This is a genomic window from Corticimicrobacter sp., from assembly GCF_040137905.1.
Taxonomy (GTDB): domain Bacteria; phylum Pseudomonadota; class Gammaproteobacteria; order Burkholderiales; family Burkholderiaceae_B; genus Corticimicrobacter.
Window position 1 is genome coordinate 1 of record NZ_JBEFDG010000096.1, and the last position, 18,990, is coordinate 18,990.

Genomic DNA, 18,990 nt, shown 5'->3' on the forward strand with positions numbered 1-18,990 from the left:
ATGCATCAGCGCCCATCTGTACCGACTGGGCGAAGGTGCCGCAGCCTCCCCCTTTGCCCTGCTCGGTGCGCTGGTCGGCTTCGGCCTGGGTTTTGCCTCCTGGAATACGCTGTACCTGTCCGCCATTCAGTCGGCACCAGTTGCATGGCTGCCTCACTCGCTGGGCTACGGGGGGTCGGCATTGCTGCAGACCGCGCTGCTGGGCGGCATCGCCTGGCTGCTGCTGCGCACGCACCGCCCACCCGAAACGGCGGATGATACGCAGACTGCCTCCCTCTCCCTGACGACACTGCTGACACTGCGCTGGTCTGCCACGACAGGAGGCCTGCTGGTTGCACTGATTGCCGTACTGGCCTACCTGCGCATTGCCCCGCTGGGCGTCACGGCGGAGTTGGGCAGCATTGCCCGCACGCTTGCTGCCGGCTGGTCACTGCTGCCCGAGCGACTGGAAGGCCTCGACAGCTTCGCCGGTTGCGCCACGGCCATCAAGAACACCCTGCTGTCGCCCAACGGCGCGTTCGTGCTGGCCCTGATCGGCGGAGCCTGGGCTGCCGCGCTGGCCGCCGACCAGTTCCGTCCGCAGTGGCCGGACTGGCGCGCAGCCAGCCGCAATTTCGGCGGCGGCATCCTGATGGGCTGGGGAGCCATGGTAGCGCTTGGCTGCACGGTCGGCACCCTGTTGTCGGGCATCATGGCAGCCGCCGTTTCGGGCTGGATCTTCGCGCTATTTTGCGTCGCCGGTGCCTGGCTCGGCTGGAGATTGCGCGTACATGTAGCCTCGCGTCCACGGATAGGCTGAGACCGGCGGCGGCGCGGCCGGATCGATCCGCTGCTCCGCCTGGGTCTGGCACAGCACCTGATAGAGCGATATCCAGCCATGCTCGAATCCCATGGCACATCCCGCCAGATACAGCCGATAGGCGCGCAGCGCCCGTTCGCCCGCCTTCCCCTTTTCAGCCACCAGCACGGCACGCGCTTCCTCCAGCCGCGACTCGAGCGCATCGCTCCACGCCCACAGGGTCCGGGCATAGTGTGGCCGCAGACTTTCGGCATCGACTGCCTCGAACCCGCTGTGACTCATGGCTTCGACCACCCGGCTGACATGGGTCAGCTCGCCGCCGGGAAAAATGTAGCGCTCGATGAATTCGCCCATGCCATTGCCAAGCTCGGCGTTGTACACCCCTGCCGACGTGATGCCATGATTGAGCAGCATGCCCTCGGGCCGCAGCAGGTTGCGCAGCTTGGAAAAATAGGCCTCGAGCTGGGCGCGCCCCACGTGCTCGAACATGCCGACCGATGCGATCTTGTCGAATGGCTCACCTTCATCCAGATTGCGGTAATCGAGCAACAGCATGCGCACCCTGCCCGACAAACCGCGACTTTCGATCAGGCCATTCACATAGGCATGCTGGTTGTGCGACAGCGTAATCCCGGTCGCCTGCACCCCATAGTGTTCGGCAGCCCACAACAGCAGCCCGCCCCAACCCGCCCCGACATCCAGGAAACGCTCTCCCGGCTGCAGCCGCAGCTTGCGGCAGATATGGTCGAGCTTGGCTTCCTGGGCCTGCGCCAACGTCATCTGCGGTTCGCGATAATAGGCACACGAATACACCCTGCGCGGGTCCAGCCAGAGTGCGTAGAAGGCATCGGACAGGTCGTAGTGGAATTCGATCTGGCGTGCATCTCGGTCCACAGAATGACGCCACACCGATACCAGGCGCCGTATCAGCTCAGTCAGCCAGCCGCTGCGGGCAGCCTCGACCGGGGAGCCCGGCAACAGCGCCGCCGCCACGGCCATGACATCACGCATGCGCCCCTCGATATCGACCCGGCCCTCGACGTAGTCCTGCCCCAGCACCCCGACCTCGCCGGAAGCCAGGTTGGCGAGCGTCTTGATGTCATGCAGTTGCAGTCGGACAGCGGGAGCGTCCGTGCCGATCGGGGTGCCATCGGGCAGGATCAGCTGAACGGGATGGGGAAGCTGCTGCAGCCTGTTGGCTATGGCATTTGATACCGGACTCACGACACCTCCTTCTGGATGGAAAAAAGGTCTACACATGCACTCCGATGCAGCATGGGCTTCATCATGTCCTGATGACGAAACCCGCCTGAAAGAATACTACCTCCTGCAATCCTGTATTTCCATACCTGCAAAACCGGAATTGAAAGTGTCATTCATCAACTTTCCTGGCCGTCCCTGCAATTCTCCCTATATAAATTCGCTTCACGATTCTACCGATGACACTACAATGATCTCCCGTCATCCCCCGCTTACCACAGGATATATCGTGAGAAAAGTCGTTCGCGGCAAACTTCATGGCATCCGGGTCACAGGTGCCGATCTCGAATATCACGGCTCCATCACTCTGGACCCTGATCATTGCGAAGCCGCCGGCATCCTGCCACTGGAATTCGTCGATATCTGGAACAAGCATTCTGGTGCACGCATCAGCACGTATGTCATCTATGGCGAACGCGGCTCTCGCTGCTGCATCCTCAATGGTGCCGCTGCACGCACCTGCCAGAAGGGCGACGAGGTCATCATCTGCAATTCTGCCTATATTCAGGAGCACGAGCTTGAGCAGATCCAGCCAATGGTATTGACCTTTCATCCCGACAACTCGGTTCGCGAAACTCTGTCGTACGATGTCGGTCGCGACACACAGGGCCGCCTGTCCTTCAATATCGTCACGCATTCCTGAGACGCCCCCCCTCAACCCACACTCTTACACCCACTCGGACATGGCACTCTGGAAAGCCGGCCTGCGGGCCAAATCCATCGTCGCACTCCTGCTGGCCTGCCTGGCGGCGCTGATTCCCGCCGGCCTGCTCGGCTGGCAACTGATGGACAACGTGCGCAACCATTTCGGTGAAGCCTACGCACGCAACCTGATCCTGCTTCAGCGCCAGACCATCCTGGCACCGGTGGCGCGAGACATTGCCCTGGCTCGGCGCCTGGCCAACTCGGAAGTCACCATCCAATGGCTGCGCGACGAACAGGATCCCGACAAGACCGGGCTGCTGTTCAGGGAAGCAGAGAAATATCGCCAGGACCTGCACGACCACGCCTATTTCATCGCCAGCGCCGAAAGCGGCAACTATTACTTCAATGACGACACCAAGGCCTACAGCCAGCAGCCTCGCTACACGCTGAACACCAAGAGCCAGGACGACGCCTGGTTCTACAGCACGCTGCAGCAGGAAGCCCCCTATTCCCTGAACGTCAACCATGATGCCCAGTTGCAGGTCACGCAGATCTGGGTCAATGTCCCCATCCGGGATAATGGCGAGGTGCTCGGCCTGGCAGGCAGCGGCTTCAACCTGAGCCAGTTCGTGCAGGAATTCATCGCCAACAGCGAAAGCGGTGTCACACCGATGCTGGTCAACCGCAACGGCATCATCCAGGCACACCAGAATGAAAAGCTGATCGCCCTGAACCAGGCAGCCGGTGCTGCCGTGGGCGCGCAGCAGACCCTGGCAGGCCAGCTCGGCGATCCCACCCAGGCCGCGGCACTGGAAGACGCCATGCTGCTGGCCCAGGCCGAGCCAGGCACGGTGCAAAGCCTGTTCGTCGATATCGGCCAGCAACGCCAGTTGCTGACCCTGACCTACCTGCCCGAACTTGACTGGTACATCGTGCTGGCCGTCGACCTGCAGGCTGCCCGAGGCATCGATACCGGCTGGTTCAGCCTGATGATGGTGGTGGTCATCGTCTTGCTGGCGGTCCTGATCCTGGCCTTCGGCTATGCCGTGGAACGCCTGGTCCTGCGTCCCGTGCGGGACCTGCAGCGCTCCGCCCAGGCCCTGGCAGCCGGGCACTATGATGTGGCACCACCTCCGCCGCGTCACGATGAGCTGGGCGATCTGAACCGTGCCTTCAGCACCATGGCGGCGCAGATACGCAACCATACCCAGGACCTGGAAGGCCGCATACAGGCACGCACACAGGAACTCGAGCAGGCCAACGATGAAATGCGCCGTGCGCACCAGCAGATCAACGATTCGATCGAGTATGCCAGCCTGATCCAGCGCGCCATCCTGCCTGACGAGCAACTGCGGCAGATTCCCGGCCTGGACTCCTTCGTCCTGTGGCGCCCCCGAGACATCGTCGGCGGCGACTTCTACCTGTGCCAGGGCAATGCCGATCAGTACATCCTGGGGGTGGTCGACTGCGCCGGTCATGGTGTGCCCGGCGCGCTCATGACCATGCTGGCACGTGCCGCGCTGGACCATGCCGTCGCGGAAACCGACAGGCAATCACCGGCCGCCATCCTGCATCGCGCCGACCAGGCCATGCGCGACATGATGCACCAGTACGAGCTGCCTCGCGGCATTGCCACCAACATGGATGTCGGCCTGGTGTGCGTGGATCGCACGCTTGGCCTGCTGCATTTTGCCGGTGCCCGGATCGGCCTGTACTGGAGCGATGGTCATACTGTCGATGAGGTCAAGGGACACCGGCGCGCCATTGGTGACCGTCGCCAGGGTACCTACACCGATCAGGAACTGGTCTTGCGCACGGATGTAACATACTACCTGGTCACAGATGGCTTCCTGGATCAGGCAGGCGGCGAATTCGGCTACGGTTTTGGCCATACCCGCCTGGCACAGTTGCTGCTTGAAAATGCCGGCCTGCCGCAGGACCAGCGAGCCGCAGCCCTGGAAGCCGCCCTGGAGGCCTACCGCGGCAACCACCCACAACGGGACGATATTACCGTCCTGTCCTTCCACTTTCACACACGATGACCCATCACATGGACATGATCGACCTATTCGCCCTGAGGGCCAGCATGGATCGACAACGCATCCTGCTGTGCTTCAACGGCCCCATTTCCCGCAGCCTGATCGAAGAGATCGGCACGGCCCTGAAAAACTACCTGCAGGCCGACAGTGCGCAGCCATCGGCCGCCATGGATGTGTTCAGCGTATATATCGAAATGACGCAGAACATCCGCCACTACGCCCTGGCACAGGGCTACAGCGAGCAGGACAGCGCCGCCACGGTCATCGTCGCCAAGGAGGATGAGAGCCGCTATATCATCCATGCGGGCAATCTCGTGGAAGCTGCCGACGCCTCACGCCTCCTGGCCAAGGTGGATGAACTCGCCCCCATGGACAAAACCGCCCTCAAGGCCGCCTACAAGGCACAATTGCGCCAACCCCGCAACACCGATGCCGTATCGGGTGCCGGCCTGGGCTTGATTGACATCGCCCGCAAGTCAGCAGTTCCCCTTGCCGCATCGCTGACCCCCACGGAAAATGGCCGCGTCTTTTTCAGCCTGCGCGCCGTGATCTGATTTTTTGCATCGACCAGCATGAACGACCTGAACATCCCCAGCAGCCAATCCACTCCCGGTGTCACCAGTGCCTTTTCCGAAGGCGTCCTGCTGATGCGGGGAGACTCCTACCCCGAAAATTCGTACGAATTCTTCACGCCGATCATCCAGTGGCTCGAAGCCTACCTGGGCAGCGAGCAACGCCCCCTGCGCCTTGAGCTACGTCTGGTCTACATGAATACAAGCTCCGTCAAGGCCATGATGGACATTTTCGACATGCTCGAGGAAGCCCACCTGGGTGGCCAGCCAGTCAGCGTGGACTGGTACTACGATCCGCTCAACGAGCGTGTCTTCGACCTGGCGGATGAGTTTCGCGAGGACTGCACGTTCCCCTTCAACATCAGCAGCGACAGCCAAAGCACATGAACCTGCCAGAACAGGATCTGGCCGGGCATATCCAATCCCTGCTGGATGATCCTGCCCATCAGGGCCATCCACTGTACGACGCACTGCAGCGCCTGCTGGCCTACAGTGAAGAACAGAACGAGCGCCTGGCGCGGCTGGTCCGGATTTCCGATGGCTATCATTCCATTTCGCACAGCCGCCAGGAAACGCTGACGCAGCAATATGACAAGCAGTTGCGACGCCTCGAAAAACTGACCCGGATTTCAGACCGTTACCAGAACAGCCTGCGTGAACTCAGCGACGCCCTGCGTGATTCGGCCTCACGCGACGCCCTGACCGGACTGAACAATCGCCGCTTCCTGACCCAGCGGCTCCAGGAAGAAACCCGGCTCTCGCACCGCAAAGGCATCAGTTACGCACTGGGCATCCTGGACATCGATCATTTCAAGCTCATCAACGACCAATTCGGCCATGTGGCCGGTGACAAGGTCATTGTCGGCATCGGCCAGGCAATCCAGACAGCGCTGCGCGAGTACGACATCTGTGGTCGCTGGGGCGGCGAAGAGTTCCTGATCCTGCTGCCCGACACGGATGCGGATGCGGCACGCTCCGTGGCCGAGCGCGTGCGCCTGCGCATCGCCGAACTGGGGCCTGCGCTCGAGTCTGTGCTGGGCCAGGCACATCCCATCTCCGCCAGCCTGGGCTGGACGCAATACCGATCCGGCGAGGATTTCTCCGAAACGCTCACCCGTGCCGACAATGCCCTGCTTGCCGCCAAGTCGGCAGGACGCGACAGAACAGTTTTTATTGCATAATTGCTTGCCAAAGCACGTTCAATCGTAGTACCATTGCTGGCTTAGTTATGTAATTCCGATAGAATTCAAAGAGGTGCAACCATGGCACGCGTATGCCAAATTACCGGCAAAGGCCCGATGGTGGGCAACAACGTATCGCACGCTAACAACAAGACCAAGCGTCGCTTCCTGCCCAATCTGCAGTCGCGTCGTTTCTGGCTCGAAAGCCAGAACCGCTGGATCCGTCTGCGTGTTTCGACCAACGCACTGCGCACGATCGACAAGCACGGCATCGAAGCCGTCCTGGCCGACCTGCGCGAGCGCGGCGAAGCGATCGAAGGCTGATTGCCCAGATCCAAAGTGATACGTCCGATCCGGCATGCCGGATCGACACTGAACAAAACCAGGCTGTTACAGCCTACCTGTCTACCAGGAGCACATCATGGCGACCAAAGGCGCACGTGAAAAAATCAAGCTCGAGTCCAGCGCTGGCACCGGGCATTTCTATACCACCACCAAAAACAAGCGCAACATGCCTGAAAAGATGCTGATCAAGAAATTTGATCCCGTCGCTCGCAAGCACGTTGACTACAAGGAAACGAAGCTGCGCTGATTGCAGCCGCCTTGCCGGACGCACCTACTGGCCCAGCATGCATGGCATGTCGGGCCTTTTTCCGTTGCCAGCCAGAATCAGCACCAACCGGAGGAATTTTCCCGCACCGGTTTTTTTTGCAGTATATTTATGCTCATATTGAGCATTTATGGTTGCAGACCCCATGAATCCCACCCGCTTCGTCCGTACAGTCCTGCTGGCGCTTGGACTTGCCTCCTTCAGCGCCCTCGCCCAATCCGGATCAGACACCGCCACACCATTGCGCATTGGCGAGGTCAACAGCTACAAGGCCATTCCCGCCTTTCTGGAACCCTACAAAATGGGCTGGCAACTGGCCCAGGAACAGATCAACGCACGCGGCGGCGTGCTGGGACGTCCCATCGAGGTGCTCTGGCGTGATGACAACGGCAACCCCGGAGAATCAATTCGCGCTGCCCAGGATCTGATGACGCGCGAAGGGGCCGAAGTCCTGTTCGGCGGATTCCTGTCGCACACCGGCCTTGCGCTGACCGATTTCGCGCGCCAGCGCAAGGTATTCTTCCTGGCAGCGGAGCCGCTGACCGACAAGATCACATGGCAGAATGGCAATCGCTACACCTTCCGCCTGCGCCCCTCGACCTGGATGCATGTGGCAGCACTGGCACCGGAAGCCATCAAGCTCGACAAGAAACGCTGGGCCATCGTCTACCCCAACTACGAATACGGCCAGTCGGCCGTGGCCACATTCAAGCAAATGATGCAGGCCGCGCAACCGGATATCGAATTCGTCGCGGAACAGGCCGTACCGCTGGGCAAGATCGATGCCGGCGCAGTCGTGCAGGCACTGGACGACGCGCGCCCCGATGCCATTTTCAATGTCCTGTTCGCGGCTGACCTGACCCGCTTCGTGCGCGAAGGCAACACACGGGGCCTGTTCGAAGGCCGCGAAGTGGTTTCCGTCCTGTCCGGAGAGCCCGAGTATCTCGATCCTCTGGGGGCCGAAACACCACAAGGCTGGATCGTGACCGGCTACCCGTGGTATGGCATCGACACCCCCGGCAACCGGGCCTTTGTCGAGGCCTACCAGACCCGCTTCAATGACTATCCCCGCGTCGGCTCGGTTGTGGGCTATACCTCGCTCATGTCGCTGGCCGCCGGTATCGAAAAGGCCGGCTCGACCGATACGGAAGCCCTGATCGAGGCCTTCAGGGGCCTGCAACTGGACTCTCCCTATGGCCCGATCGAGTACCGCTCCCTGGATCACCAGGCCACCATGGGCGTCTACGTCGGCAAGACCGCACAGCAGGACGGCAAGGGCGTCATGGTCGATTTCCGCTATATCGACGGTGCCGACCTGCAGCCCAGCGACGAACAGGTACGGCAACTGCGCACGACTGCACCATGAATCTGGGCGGACTGCCGCTGCAACTGCTCAACGGACTGGCCGATGCCAGTGCGCTGTTCCTGGTCGCCAGCGGGTTGTCGCTGATTTTCGGTGTCACCCGCATCATCAATTTCGCGCACGGCTCGTTCTACATGCTGGGTGTCTATCTGGCCGGCACACTGATCCACGCGCTCGGCGCAACCGGCATCGGCTACTGGCTGGCACTGCCGCTGGCCGCCATACTGGTCGGCGGCATCGGTGGCCTGGTCGAAATCATTGTCCTGCGCCGTATCTACCGCGCACCTGAACTGTTCCAGCTGCTGGCCACCTTCGCCGTGGTGCTCATCATCGGCGACCTGGCACTGCTGGCCTGGGGCCCCGAGGATCTGTTTGCCCCGCGCGCACCCGGGCTGTCCGGCTCGATCGAGATTTTCGGACGCCGCTTTCCAGAGTACGACCTCTTCCTGATCGTTGTCGGCCCGCTGGTACTGGGCCTGCTCTGGCTGCTGCTGCACCGGACCCGCTGGGGCGTACTGCTGCGCGCCGCCGCCGAAAACAGAACCATGCTGGGCGCGCTCGGCGTCAACCAGGCCTGGCTGTTCACCACCGCCTTCGCCCTCGGTGCCTGCCTGGCCGGGCTGGGCGGCGCACTGGCCGCGCCACGCATTCCGGCCACGCTCAGCCTGGATCTCGAAATCATCGCCAGCGCCTTCGTCGTGGTCGTGGTCGGCGGTCTCGGATCGCTCGGTGGTGCCTTTCTGGCGGCCCTGCTGATCTGCGAGGTCAAGGCTTTATGTATTTTCATCGGCCAGGTCGATCTGTGGGGCTGGTCGTTCAGCATGTCGAAGCTGACCCTGGTTGCCGAGTTCATCATTATGGCGATCATTCTGGTGTTCCGCCCCTGGGGGCTGCTGGGCAAACCACTGCCCGAACAACATGATGCCGCACCGCTCAGCACCAGCCTTTCGAGCGATACGCCACATGCACCCGGCAGGGTGCGGCTGCTGCGCCTGGGTGGTGCGACGCTGGTCATCGGCCTGCTGGCATTGCCCTGGCTACTGGCGCATTGGCCCTACCTGACGATTCTGGCGACAGAAATCCTGATTGCCGGGCTTTTTGCCGCCAGCCTGTACCTGCTGATCGGTCCCGCCGGCCTGCATACGTTCGGCCATGCCGCCTGGTTCGGCCTGGGTGCCTACGGTGCAGCCCTGCTGTTCCTGGAGCTGAACCTGCCGATGGAAGCTGCGTTACTGGCGGGCCCCCTGGTCGCGGCGGCCGGCGGCCTGTTATTTGGCTGGTTCTGCGTACGGCTGTCCGGCGTCTACCTGGCCATGCTGACGCTTGCCACGGCTCAGATTCTCTGGTCCCTGACCTACCAGTGGGATGGCTTCACCGGCGGCAGCAACGGCCTGATCGGTCTATGGCCCAGCGCCTGGCTGTCCTCACCTGCAGCCTACTACTATCTCAGCCTGACACTGTCCGGTCTCGGCATCGTCTTCCTGTTTCGTCTGTCAGGCTCGCCGCTGGGCTATGCTCTGCGCGCAACCCGCGACTCTACGCTGCGTGCCGCTGCGATTGGCATGGATACCCGTCGCATCCAACTGGCCGGTTTCGTGGCAGCAGCACTGGTGGCCGGCCTGGCCGGCTCCGTGTACGCATTTTTCAAGGGCAGTATCGCGCCCGACGATGCGCTGTCGATCGGCCGCTCCGTGGACGGACTGGTCATGGTCATCCTGGGCGGACTGGGCTCACTGGCCGGCCCGCTGTCCGGGGCCGCCGCCTACACCTGGCTGCATGACAGCATTTCGAGACTGGGTGATTACTGGCATGCCATGCTGGGCGGCATTATCCTGCTGCTGATTTTCTTCATGCCACAGGGCCTGAGCAGCCTGTGGGCTCGACCGGGAGCACGCACATGACCCTGTCGCCCGGCATCGCCGTCCCCACTTCTCCCCCTGCGGCGCTGTTGCGCGTCGAGAACCTGAGCAAGCGCTTCGGCGGCCTGCAGGCTGTCGACAATGTCTCCTTCGAGCTGGCTGCAGGCCGGATGCTGGCGCTGATCGGTCCGAACGGTGCCGGCAAATCCACCACGTTCAACCTGCTCAATGGCCAGATCACACCGGACCAGGGCCACATCCGGCTGGCCGATATCGACCTGGCAGGCCTGTCGTCACGCGAGATAGGCAGGCAGGGTGTCGGACGCACATTCCAGACTGCCGCTGTATTCGGTTCGTTCAGCGTGCTCGAAAACATCCAGATTGCCCTGCTGGCGCGTGACCGCCGCCTGTTTTCATTCTGGCGCAAGGCCCAGGGATACCGGACTGACGAGGCCATGGACCTGCTGACGCAGGTCGGCATGCAAGGCAGTGCCGGGCGGCTGTGCGGTGTCCTGGCCTACGGCGACATCAAGCGTGTCGAACTGGCCATTGCACTGGCGGGCCGCCCTCGCCTGCTGCTCATGGATGAGCCGGCTGCCGGCATGACGGCACCTGAGCGACATGCTCTGATGGCTCTGGTACGGCACCTGGCCGATGAGCGAAATATGGCGATTCTGTTTACGGAACACAGCCTGGACGTGGTCTTTGCCCATGCCGACAGCATCGTGGTACTGGCCCAGGGCCACATCATTGCCGCCGGTACACCTGACGAGATCCGCGCCCACGCAGGCGTGCGCAGCGCCTATCTGGGCTCGAGCAGAGTCTGAATAAATCCCGGGATGAATATTCATTCGTGATATTCACGCATTGCAGGGTCAAATCCAGCCCCAAGAGACACTCAAGCAGCGATACCCCGCCTCCGGGTATCGCTATTCCCATGATTGACACACGTCAACTCAATTCACAATTGCACTATGAATCAGATATTCGCCCACAGACCACACGCCCCCGGATAATAGCGAGGGAATCTCCGAGACCATATGCTGATCGAGCTTTATTCTCCACCAGAAAGCCGTCATGAGTTATCCAGCTTTGATGAGTGCCGTGCCTTTGCCGCGACCCACTTTCCCTGGCTGCAACTTCAAGTGGACCGGCGGCGCGACTTCCGGGCCAATATCAATCACCGGACCTTTGGCAGTCGCCGTCTCACAACTGCCTACTACACGCAGGAATGCCGCATGCACTACGAGCGGCCCATCCGGAACCATGCGGAAAACGGTCATCTCAAAATTGTCTGGCTTCATGCCGGCGGCATGCACCTGAGCCAGGGCGGCAGGCAATGCATCCTGCCAAGCGGACAAGTCACGCTCTACGACGCCGGTTTTCCATATAGCCTGCACCTCGCCCCCGAGACCTGTCTGACCGTACTGACACTACCGTACGACACCATACCCGACTGGCACCTGCATGCCGCCAGACTCTGCGCTCGCCCCATGGCGAACCTGCCCTGTACACACACGGCACTGGTCGCCGCGCGCACACTGCTGCATGGCGCGCAGTTGAGTCTGGCCGATGCCGACATCATTCTGCAATCCGCCCAATGGCTGCTGCAGCACTCATTGCTGCAACAATTGCAAGACAGCCCTCAACCCGCGCTTGAACCCAAGCTGGCACAGGCACATCGCTTCATCCGACAGCACCTGTCCAATCCGGCACTCAGTCCGGCCACGCTGGCTTCGGCGCTGCACATTTCACGACGCACGCTATATGCACTGTTCCAGCATCACTTCCTGACGCCAGCCCAGTATATCCGCTGGATTCGCCTGGTTTCCGTGCGACAGGCACTGGCACAACCCGTACTGGCCCACAAAAGCATCCTGACGTTGGCGCTGGAGCACGGGTTCAACGACGCAGCCAGTTTTTCCCGCATGTTCAAACAGGCTTTCGGCGTGTCTCCACATCAGTGGCGACACAGGAACCTGCAGGAAGCAGCCTGCGACACCGACACGCAATAAGCCCTTTCCACATGCCATGATTTGCGCAATATCATGGCAGAGTGCCAAGCGCCAAATTTGCATCATGCGTCAATGTGTATGCACGGATCGGCAAGCAGCCGATCCGCCCAAGTCATTAGACTGGGCATCCCTTTTCAAGGAATATACATAATGCATTTTTCCGACTGGCGAGTCGGCACCCGCCTGGGTGCTGGCTTCGGCGCGCTTATTCTTCTTCTCGTCATCATGGGCGGCGTGGCATTGATCAACCTGTCCGGCATGAACCGCAGCATGGCCTATGTGATCGAGCATGAATATCCGCTGACAGTCGATGCCAACAACCTGATCGATAAACTCAACGAACAGACCGGTGCCTATCAAACCCTGCTGCTCACCAATAACCGGGGAGGATCGCAGGATCTGCTCAACACCATCCAGAATACGATGGGCACAATCTCCGCATTGATGGACTCCCTGGATAAATCACTGACGGATTCCCGGTCACGCCAGGCGCTGACCAACGCAACCACCATCCGCACAGAATTTCTCGCATCGGGTTCCCGGATACGGGAACATATCGCCGCATATGCGCAAGATGCGGCCACGAATGAATACCTCCGGGGCATGAAGCCCATTCAGGAGCGGTATGAGGAAGAAATAGTCAGGCTGATCGAGCGCGAGAATCAACTGATGCTCGAGGCCGGTGCCCAGGTCAAGGAATCGTACCAAGAGACTCAAATGATCATGATCACCCTGATTCTGGCCGGTGCCATCCTGGGCATCGGCATCGCCTTTTTCATGACGCGCAGTGTCACCCGCCCGCTGGGCGAGGCCGTTGCACTGGCCAACCGGGTCGCAGCAGGTGACCTGACCAGCCAGATCGAACATGCATCCAAGGATGAAACCGGGCAGTTGCTGCGCGCACTCGATACCATGAATGGCAGTCTGCGCACCATCGTCGAGCGCGTACGCACGGGCGCAGACAGCATTTCTTCGGCCACCGCACAGATCGCCGCCGGCAACCAGGACCTTTCGGGACGTACCGAAGAACAGGCCAGCTCACTGGAAGAAACAGCCGCCTCCATGGAGCAGATCACAGCCACCGTCAAGAACAACGCCAGCAGTGCCGGCGAAGCAAATCGGTTGGTGGATGGTGCCGCAACCCTGACCAAGCAAAGCGTCAGTGTCATGGGCGAAGTCAGCAGCACCATGACGGCCATCAGCGATGCCTCGCGCCGCATTGCCGAAATCATCAACGTGATCGACAGTATTGCTTTCCAGACCAATATCCTGGCGCTCAACGCCGCAGTCGAAGCCGCGCGCGCCGGCGAACAGGGTCGGGGCTTTGCCGTCGTCGCCAGCGAAGTGCGCAACCTCGCCCAGCGCAGCGCAACCTCGGCCAAGGAAATCAAGAGTCTCATCGACGAGTCGGTAGCGACCGTCGGACGCGGCAGCGCACTGGTTTCCCAGGCTGAAAATATCGTCCGCGATGTCGGCAAGGGCACCGAGCCGGTGATCGCCATCGTCAACGAAATCAGCCAGGCCAGTCGCGAGCAGAGTGATGGCATCGACCAGATCAATATCGCCATTGCCCAAATCGATGCCACTACCCAACAGAACGCTGCATTGGTGGAGGAGGCTGCCGCTGCAGCCATGTCACTGCGCGAGCAGGCCTCCGAGCTGGTCGGGTCGATTGCTCACTTTCGCACCGGGCAAACGGATACGGCCTCGGCAGCACGGCCCATTCGTCACCTGACTGCCGTACCTGCGACCTCGTCCAGGCCAGTTGAAAATCAGCCACCGACTCCAGCACACAATCCCACCCTCCGCCCGACCCGGAACAAGCCATTGGCCCTTTCAGCCAAATCCTCCCAGGAAACGGCAGGCAACGACGACGATTGGTCAACCTTCTGACGTTACCCGCCCGGTACCCGCGCAACACTCGCCACGCCGCAACGCGGCGTAACCAGTTTGCGTCCGCAATGGTTTGCGCAAAATCAGGTGAAAACGCATGGTGCCAAATATGCACCATGCGTCAATGTGTCTGCACACATTGACAAGCGCCACGCCGAATCAGATCAGTAGACTGGCATTCTTTCAAGGAATCCACATGATGCATTTTTCTGACTGGCGGGTCGGTGCCCGCCTGGGCCTCGGTTTCGGCGTGCTTGTCTTTCTTCTCATTGCCATGGGTGGCACAGCACTGGCCAATCTGGCAGGCATGCATCACAACATGCAATACGTCGTCGAAGATCAGTATCCCCTGACCGTCGACGCCAACACCTTGATCCAGCAACTGAATCAGCAAACGTCTGCCTATCAGGCCATCCTGCTCTCCGACGACGGCAACGACAAGGGGCCCCTCGTCAAGGAAATCGAGGACACCGCCGAAAGAATCACAGCCTTGCTGGAGTCTGTCGGCAAAATCATCACGGACCCAGTCTCTGTCCAGGCACATCGCAATGCATTGACCCTTCGCACGGACTACCGCGCATCGGGTGAGCGCATTCTCAGACAGGTTGCGGAACACATGAAGGCTGAGGCAACGCGTGAATATCTCAACACCATGCGGCCATTGCAGAAACGCTATGAAGCCGAACTGCTCAAACTGATCGACCGTGAAGACGACCAGATGGTCGATGCCGGGGAACAAGTCAAGAGTTCATACCAGGCAGCCGAATGGCTGATGGCATCCCTGATCGTGGCAGGCTCCATCCTGGGCATCCTGATCGCCATGTTCATGACCCGCAGCGTCACGCGCCCGCTGGGGCAGGCTGTCGCACTCGCCAACCAGGTTGCTGCAGGCAACCTGACCGCCAACATCAGGCACACCGCCAAAGATGAAACCGGGCAATTGCTGCGAGCACTCGGCACCATGAACGAGAGCCTGCGAAATATCGTCACCCGGGTGCGCAGCGGAGCAGACAACATTGCCTCCGCGACCGCGCAGATCGCCGCTGGCAACCAGGATCTGTCCAGCCGCACCGAAGAACAGGCCAGCTCACTGGAAGAAACAGCCGCTTCCATGGAACAGATCACGGCCACCGTCAAGAACAATGCCAGCAGTGCCGGAGAAGCCAACCGGCTCGTAGGCGGAGCCGCAAGCCTGGCGCAGCAAAGTGTCCAGGTCATGGGTGAAGTCAGCAGCACCATGACAGAAATCAGCAATGCCTCGCGCCGGATTGCCGAAATCATCAACGTGATCGACAGCATTGCCTTCCAGACCAATATCCTGGCGCTCAATGCTGCTGTCGAAGCCGCGCGTGCCGGCGAACAGGGCCGAGGTTTTGCCGTCGTGGCCAGCGAAGTGCGCAACCTCGCCCAGCGCAGCGCCACCTCGGCCAAGGAAATCAAGACCCTGATTGATGATTCGGTCACAACAGTCGGACGCGGCAGCGCCTTGGTCACGCAGGCCGAAAACATTGTCCGCGACATGGGCAAGGGGACTGAGCCCGTCATCGCCATCGTCAATGAAATCAGCCAGGCCAGTCACGAACAGAGTGACGGCATTGACCAGATCAACGTGGCCATTGCCCAGATCGATGTCACTACCCAACAGAATGCCGCATTGGTGGAGGAGGCTGCCGCTGCAGCCCTGTCCCTTCGCGAGCAGGCCGCCGATCTGGTCGCATCGATTGCCCACCTGAACACCGGTGATACCATACATTCACAGCCTGTTTCCCCTGTCAGAAACATCGCTGGCAGGATGCACGGGCAGTCATCTCAAGTCGGCACGCATCCAGCCAAGACGCATCCCGTATCGCGCCCCGCGTTGGCACACACCGCAACTTCCGCAAAAGACACGGCTGAAAACGACGACTGGTCGACCTTCTGAGCCATTCGTCCTGTTCAAGGGGAAAAGGCCCGAACAGCCGGTGCCTATCCCCTCCTATATAATCTCAGGATTCGGGCCAGCCGGCCCGCGCCTTCGTGCGCCTTGATCGTCCCTTTTCTTTTGCGCCAGACTGAGTCCATGCAGGAACGCTACCACCCCACCGCTGTCGAAGCAGCCGCCCAGGCTGACTGGAATACCCGCGATGCCTATCGCGTCGTCGAGCACGCCCAACAGGCCGACGGCTCCGAAAAGCCGAAATACTATGCCTGCTCCATGCTGCCCTACCCCAGCGGCAAGCTGCACATGGGGCACGTGCGCAACTACACCATCAACGACATGATGGCGCGCCAGCTGCGCATGCGCGGCTACAACGTCCTGATGCCGATGGGCTGGGACGCCTTCGGCATGCCTGCCGAGAATGCTGCCATCAAGTCGCAGGTACCACCGGCCAAGTGGACCTACGACAACATCGCCTACATGAAGAAGCAGATGCAGTCGATGGGTCTGGCCATCGACTGGTCGCGCGAGATGTGCGCCTGCGATCCCGAGTACTACCGCTGGAACCAGTGGCTGTTCCTCAAGATGCTCGAAAAGGGAATCGCCTACCGCAAGACCCAGGTCGTCAACTGGGATCCGGTCGACCAGACCGTACTCGCCAACGAACAGGTGGTCGATGGCCGTGGCTGGCGTTCCGGTGCCCCGGTCGAAAAGCGAGAAATCCCCGGCTACTACCTGCGCATCACGGACTACGCCGAAGAACTGCTCAACAACGTCCAGAACGGTCTCGAAGGCTGGCCCGAGCGGGTCCGCCTGATGCAGGAAAACTGGATCGGCAAGAGCCAGGGCGTGCGCTTCGCCTTTACTCACGATATTCGTGATACAGCCGGCCAGTTGATCCAGGACGGTCGCATGTATGTGTTCACCACGCGCCCCGACACCATCATGGGTGTCACCTTCTGCGCCGTGGCTCCCGAACACCCGCTGGCCACGCACGCTGCCGCCAACAACCCGGCGCTGGCAGCCTTCATAGAGCAATGCAAGCAGGGTGGTACTACCGAGGCCGAAATGGCCACGCGTGACAAGGAAGGTCTGCCCACGGGCCTGTTCGTCACCCATCCCCTGACGGGCGACCAGGTCGAGGTCTGGGTCGGCAACTACGTCCTGATGAGCTACGGCGACGGTGCCGTCATGGGCGTACCGGCACACGACGAGCGCGATTTTGCCTTTGCCCTCAAATATGACCTGCCGATCCGGCAGGTCATCGCCCCTGCCGCCTCGCTGGCCAGGGAAGGCCAGTTGCCAGCTTACGATGCCACGCAATGGCACGATTGGTATGGCGACAAGCTGCACGGTGGCTGCATCCATTCCGGCAAGTACGACGGCCTGCCCTACGCCGAGGCACTCGATGCCGTGGCTGCGGATCTGTCCGCCAAAGGCCTCGGCGACAAACAGACCACCTGGCGCCTGCGCGACTGGGGCATTTCGCGCCAGCGCTACTGGGGCACGCCCATCCCGATCATCCACTGTGCCGACTGCGGCCCTGTGCCGGTTCCCGAGCAGGACCTGCCTGTCGTGCTGCCCGAGCACCTGATTCCCGACGGCAGCGGCAATCCGCTCAACAAGGATGAAGCCTTCCTGTCCTGCAGTTGCCCCACGTGCGGCAAGCCTGCTCGCCGCGAAACCGACACCATGGACACCTTCGTGGACTCGTCCTGGTACTTCATGCGCTACACCTCGCCGGGCAACAGCCAGGCAATGGTCGATGCCCGCAACGACTACTGGATGCCGATGGACCAGTACATCGGCGGGATCGAGCATGCAGTCATGCACCTGCTGTACGCCCGCTTCTGGACCAAGGTCATGCGCGACCTGAAGCTGGTCAGTTTCGACGAGCCTTTCACCCGGCTGCTGTGTCAGGGTATGGTGCTCAACCATTGCTACTCGCGCAAGAATGCCAAGGGCGGCATCGAATATTTCTGGCCCGAAGAGGTCGAGAATACCTATGACGCCAAGGGTGCCATCACCGGAGCCTGTCTCAAGGCCGACGGCAGCGCCGTGGATTACAACGGCATCACCACGATGTCCAAGTCCAAGAACAACGGTGTTGACCCGCAGTCACTGATCGACACCTACGGTGCCGACACCGCGCGCCTGTTCGTGATGTTCGCCAGCCCGCCTGAACAGACGCTGGAATGGTCCGACTCGGGCGTCGAGGGTGCCAACCGCTTCCTGCGCCGCCTGTGGTCGTTCTCCCAGACGCACCAGCAGCAGATCGCAGCAGGCCTGGCCCAGGGATCGGCAGGCAGCATTGACTGGTCATCCGCCTCGGCAGCCGCCAAGGATCTGCGCCGTACGGTACATACCATTCTCCGACAGGCTGACTACGACTACCAGCGCATGCAGTACAACACCGTGGTGTCGGCCGGCATGAAGCTGCTCAACACGCTGGACGACGCCAAGCTTGATGACAGCCCACTGTCGGCCGCGGCGCTGGCCGATAGCCTGTCGATCCTGCTGCGTATCCTGTATCCGGTCGTCCCCCACATGACCTGGCTGCTCTGGCGCGACCTGGGTTACGCCGAACGGCACGGCGATCTGCTCGATGCCGCCTGGCCCATCGTGGACGAGGCCGCACTGGTCAGCGACGAAACCGAACTCATGCTTCAGGTCAACGGCAAGCTGCGCGGTGCATTGCGCGTTCCCAGCAGCGCTACGCGCGAAGCCATCGAGCAGGCGGCAGCACAACACCCGGAAGCCCTGCGTTTCCTGGAAGGCCGCCCCGCCAAGCGCGTGATCGTCGTTCCCAACAAACTCGTCAACGTCGTAGGCTGAG

General features: G+C 61.1%; 16 protein-coding genes. 15 read left to right on the forward strand and 1 reads right to left on the reverse strand.

What is annotated here, in order from left to right; genetic code table 11:
* Positions 1 to 799, forward strand: a 799-nt coding sequence (locus ABN482_RS15905) for a YeeE/YedE family protein (RefSeq protein ID WP_349504891.1), incomplete at its 5' end; no start/stop codon positions are given.
* Here ABN482_RS15905 and ABN482_RS15910 read toward each other — a convergent pair.
* Positions 725 to 2,023, reverse strand: a complete 1,299-nt coding sequence (locus ABN482_RS15910; RefSeq protein WP_349504892.1) for a class I SAM-dependent methyltransferase — start codon at positions 2,021 to 2,023, stop codon at positions 725 to 727. The two genes, ABN482_RS15905 and ABN482_RS15910, sit on opposite strands and share 75 nt — an antisense overlap.
* Positions 2,024 to 2,288: 265 nt before the next feature.
* Here ABN482_RS15910 and panD point away from each other — a divergent pair, with 265 nt between their 5' ends.
* The 14 genes from panD to leuS all read left to right on the forward strand — a co-directional run bounded on the left by panD (position 2,289) and on the right by leuS (position 18,989).
* Positions 2,289 to 2,702: an aspartate 1-decarboxylase gene (gene panD, locus ABN482_RS15915; RefSeq protein ID WP_349504893.1), complete on the forward strand. Its 414-nt coding sequence runs from the start codon at positions 2,289 to 2,291 to the stop codon at positions 2,700 to 2,702.
* 40 nt (positions 2,703 to 2,742) lie between these two features.
* Positions 2,743 to 4,746: a biofilm regulation protein phosphatase SiaA gene (gene siaA / locus ABN482_RS15920; RefSeq protein WP_349504894.1), complete on the forward strand. Its 2,004-nt coding sequence runs from the start codon at positions 2,743 to 2,745 to the stop codon at positions 4,744 to 4,746.
* 14 nt (positions 4,747 to 4,760) lie between these two features.
* Complete coding sequence (gene siaB / locus ABN482_RS15925; protein WP_349504895.1) at positions 4,761 to 5,297, forward strand: biofilm regulation protein kinase SiaB; 537 nt, start codon at positions 4,761 to 4,763, stop codon at positions 5,295 to 5,297.
* An 18-nt stretch (positions 5,298 to 5,315) separates the two neighbouring features.
* Positions 5,316 to 5,702: a biofilm regulation phosphoprotein SiaC gene (siaC, locus tag ABN482_RS15930; RefSeq protein ID WP_349504896.1), complete on the forward strand. Its 387-nt coding sequence runs from the start codon at positions 5,316 to 5,318 to the stop codon at positions 5,700 to 5,702.
* Positions 5,699 to 6,496: a biofilm regulation diguanylate cyclase SiaD gene (gene siaD, locus ABN482_RS15935; protein ID WP_349504897.1), complete on the forward strand. Its 798-nt coding sequence runs from the start codon at positions 5,699 to 5,701 to the stop codon at positions 6,494 to 6,496. The genes siaC and siaD overlap by 4 nt, the downstream gene beginning before the upstream one ends.
* 81 nt (positions 6,497 to 6,577) lie before the next feature.
* A complete protein-coding gene (gene rpmB / locus ABN482_RS15940; RefSeq protein ID WP_109062226.1) occupies positions 6,578 to 6,820 on the forward strand; it encodes a 50S ribosomal protein L28 in 243 nt (80 codons plus the stop codon).
* Positions 6,821 to 6,917: 97 nt separating this feature from the next.
* Positions 6,918 to 7,088 (forward strand): 50S ribosomal protein L33, encoded by a 171-nt coding sequence (rpmG, locus tag ABN482_RS15945; RefSeq protein ID WP_349504898.1) that lies wholly within the window; start codon positions 6,918 to 6,920, stop codon positions 7,086 to 7,088.
* Between the two features lie 163 nt (positions 7,089 to 7,251).
* Positions 7,252 to 8,472: an ABC transporter substrate-binding protein gene (locus ABN482_RS15950; protein WP_349504899.1), complete on the forward strand. Its 1,221-nt coding sequence runs from the start codon at positions 7,252 to 7,254 to the stop codon at positions 8,470 to 8,472.
* Positions 8,469 to 10,370 carry an ABC transporter permease gene (locus tag ABN482_RS15955; protein ID WP_349504900.1) on the forward strand — a complete coding sequence of 634 codons (1,902 nt, stop codon included), beginning with the start codon at positions 8,469 to 8,471 and terminating at the stop codon, positions 10,368 to 10,370. The genes ABN482_RS15950 and ABN482_RS15955 overlap by 4 nt, the downstream gene beginning before the upstream one ends.
* Positions 10,367 to 11,155 (forward strand): ABC transporter ATP-binding protein, encoded by a 789-nt coding sequence (locus ABN482_RS15960; RefSeq protein WP_349504901.1) that lies wholly within the window; start codon positions 10,367 to 10,369, stop codon positions 11,153 to 11,155. The genes ABN482_RS15955 and ABN482_RS15960 overlap by 4 nt, the downstream gene beginning before the upstream one ends.
* Positions 11,156 to 11,368: 213 nt before the next feature.
* The gene (locus ABN482_RS15965) at positions 11,369 to 12,343 is read left to right on the forward strand and encodes a helix-turn-helix domain-containing protein (protein WP_349504902.1); all 975 of its coding nucleotides are present in this window, start codon (positions 11,369 to 11,371) and stop codon (positions 12,341 to 12,343) included.
* A 150-nt stretch (positions 12,344 to 12,493) separates the two neighbouring features.
* The gene (locus ABN482_RS15970; RefSeq protein ID WP_349504903.1) at positions 12,494 to 14,236 is read left to right on the forward strand and encodes a methyl-accepting chemotaxis protein; all 1,743 of its coding nucleotides are present in this window, start codon (positions 12,494 to 12,496) and stop codon (positions 14,234 to 14,236) included.
* Positions 14,237 to 14,432: 196 nt separating this feature from the next.
* Positions 14,433 to 16,157 (forward strand): methyl-accepting chemotaxis protein, encoded by a 1,725-nt coding sequence (locus tag ABN482_RS15975; protein ID WP_349504904.1) that lies wholly within the window; start codon positions 14,433 to 14,435, stop codon positions 16,155 to 16,157.
* Between the two features lie 138 nt (positions 16,158 to 16,295).
* The gene (gene leuS, locus ABN482_RS15980; RefSeq protein WP_349504905.1) at positions 16,296 to 18,989 is read left to right on the forward strand and encodes a leucine--tRNA ligase; all 2,694 of its coding nucleotides are present in this window, start codon (positions 16,296 to 16,298) and stop codon (positions 18,987 to 18,989) included.
* Position 18,990 lies beyond the last annotated feature (1 nt).

Coding starts and splice junctions, on each gene's coding strand:
- siaA (WP_349504894.1), top strand. CDS start 2,743: ATGGCACTCTGGAAAGCCGGCCTGCGGGCCAAATCCATCGTCGCACTC.
- siaB (WP_349504895.1), top strand. CDS start 4,761: ATGATCGACCTATTCGCCCTGAGGGCCAGCATGGATCGACAACGCATC.
- siaC (WP_349504896.1), top strand. CDS start 5,316: ATGAACGACCTGAACATCCCCAGCAGCCAATCCACTCCCGGTGTCACC.
- siaD (WP_349504897.1), top strand. CDS start 5,699: ATGAACCTGCCAGAACAGGATCTGGCCGGGCATATCCAATCCCTGCTG.
- rpmB (WP_109062226.1), top strand. CDS start 6,578: ATGGCACGCGTATGCCAAATTACCGGCAAAGGCCCGATGGTGGGCAAC.
- rpmG (WP_349504898.1), top strand. CDS start 6,918: ATGGCGACCAAAGGCGCACGTGAAAAAATCAAGCTCGAGTCCAGCGCT.
- ABN482_RS15950 (WP_349504899.1), top strand. CDS start 7,252: ATGAATCCCACCCGCTTCGTCCGTACAGTCCTGCTGGCGCTTGGACTT.
- ABN482_RS15955 (WP_349504900.1), top strand. CDS start 8,469: ATGAATCTGGGCGGACTGCCGCTGCAACTGCTCAACGGACTGGCCGAT.
- ABN482_RS15960 (WP_349504901.1), top strand. CDS start 10,367: ATGACCCTGTCGCCCGGCATCGCCGTCCCCACTTCTCCCCCTGCGGCG.
- ABN482_RS15965 (WP_349504902.1), top strand. CDS start 11,369: ATGCTGATCGAGCTTTATTCTCCACCAGAAAGCCGTCATGAGTTATCC.
- ABN482_RS15970 (WP_349504903.1), top strand. CDS start 12,494: ATGCATTTTTCCGACTGGCGAGTCGGCACCCGCCTGGGTGCTGGCTTC.
- ABN482_RS15975 (WP_349504904.1), top strand. CDS start 14,433: ATGATGCATTTTTCTGACTGGCGGGTCGGTGCCCGCCTGGGCCTCGGT.
- leuS (WP_349504905.1), top strand. CDS start 16,296: ATGCAGGAACGCTACCACCCCACCGCTGTCGAAGCAGCCGCCCAGGCT.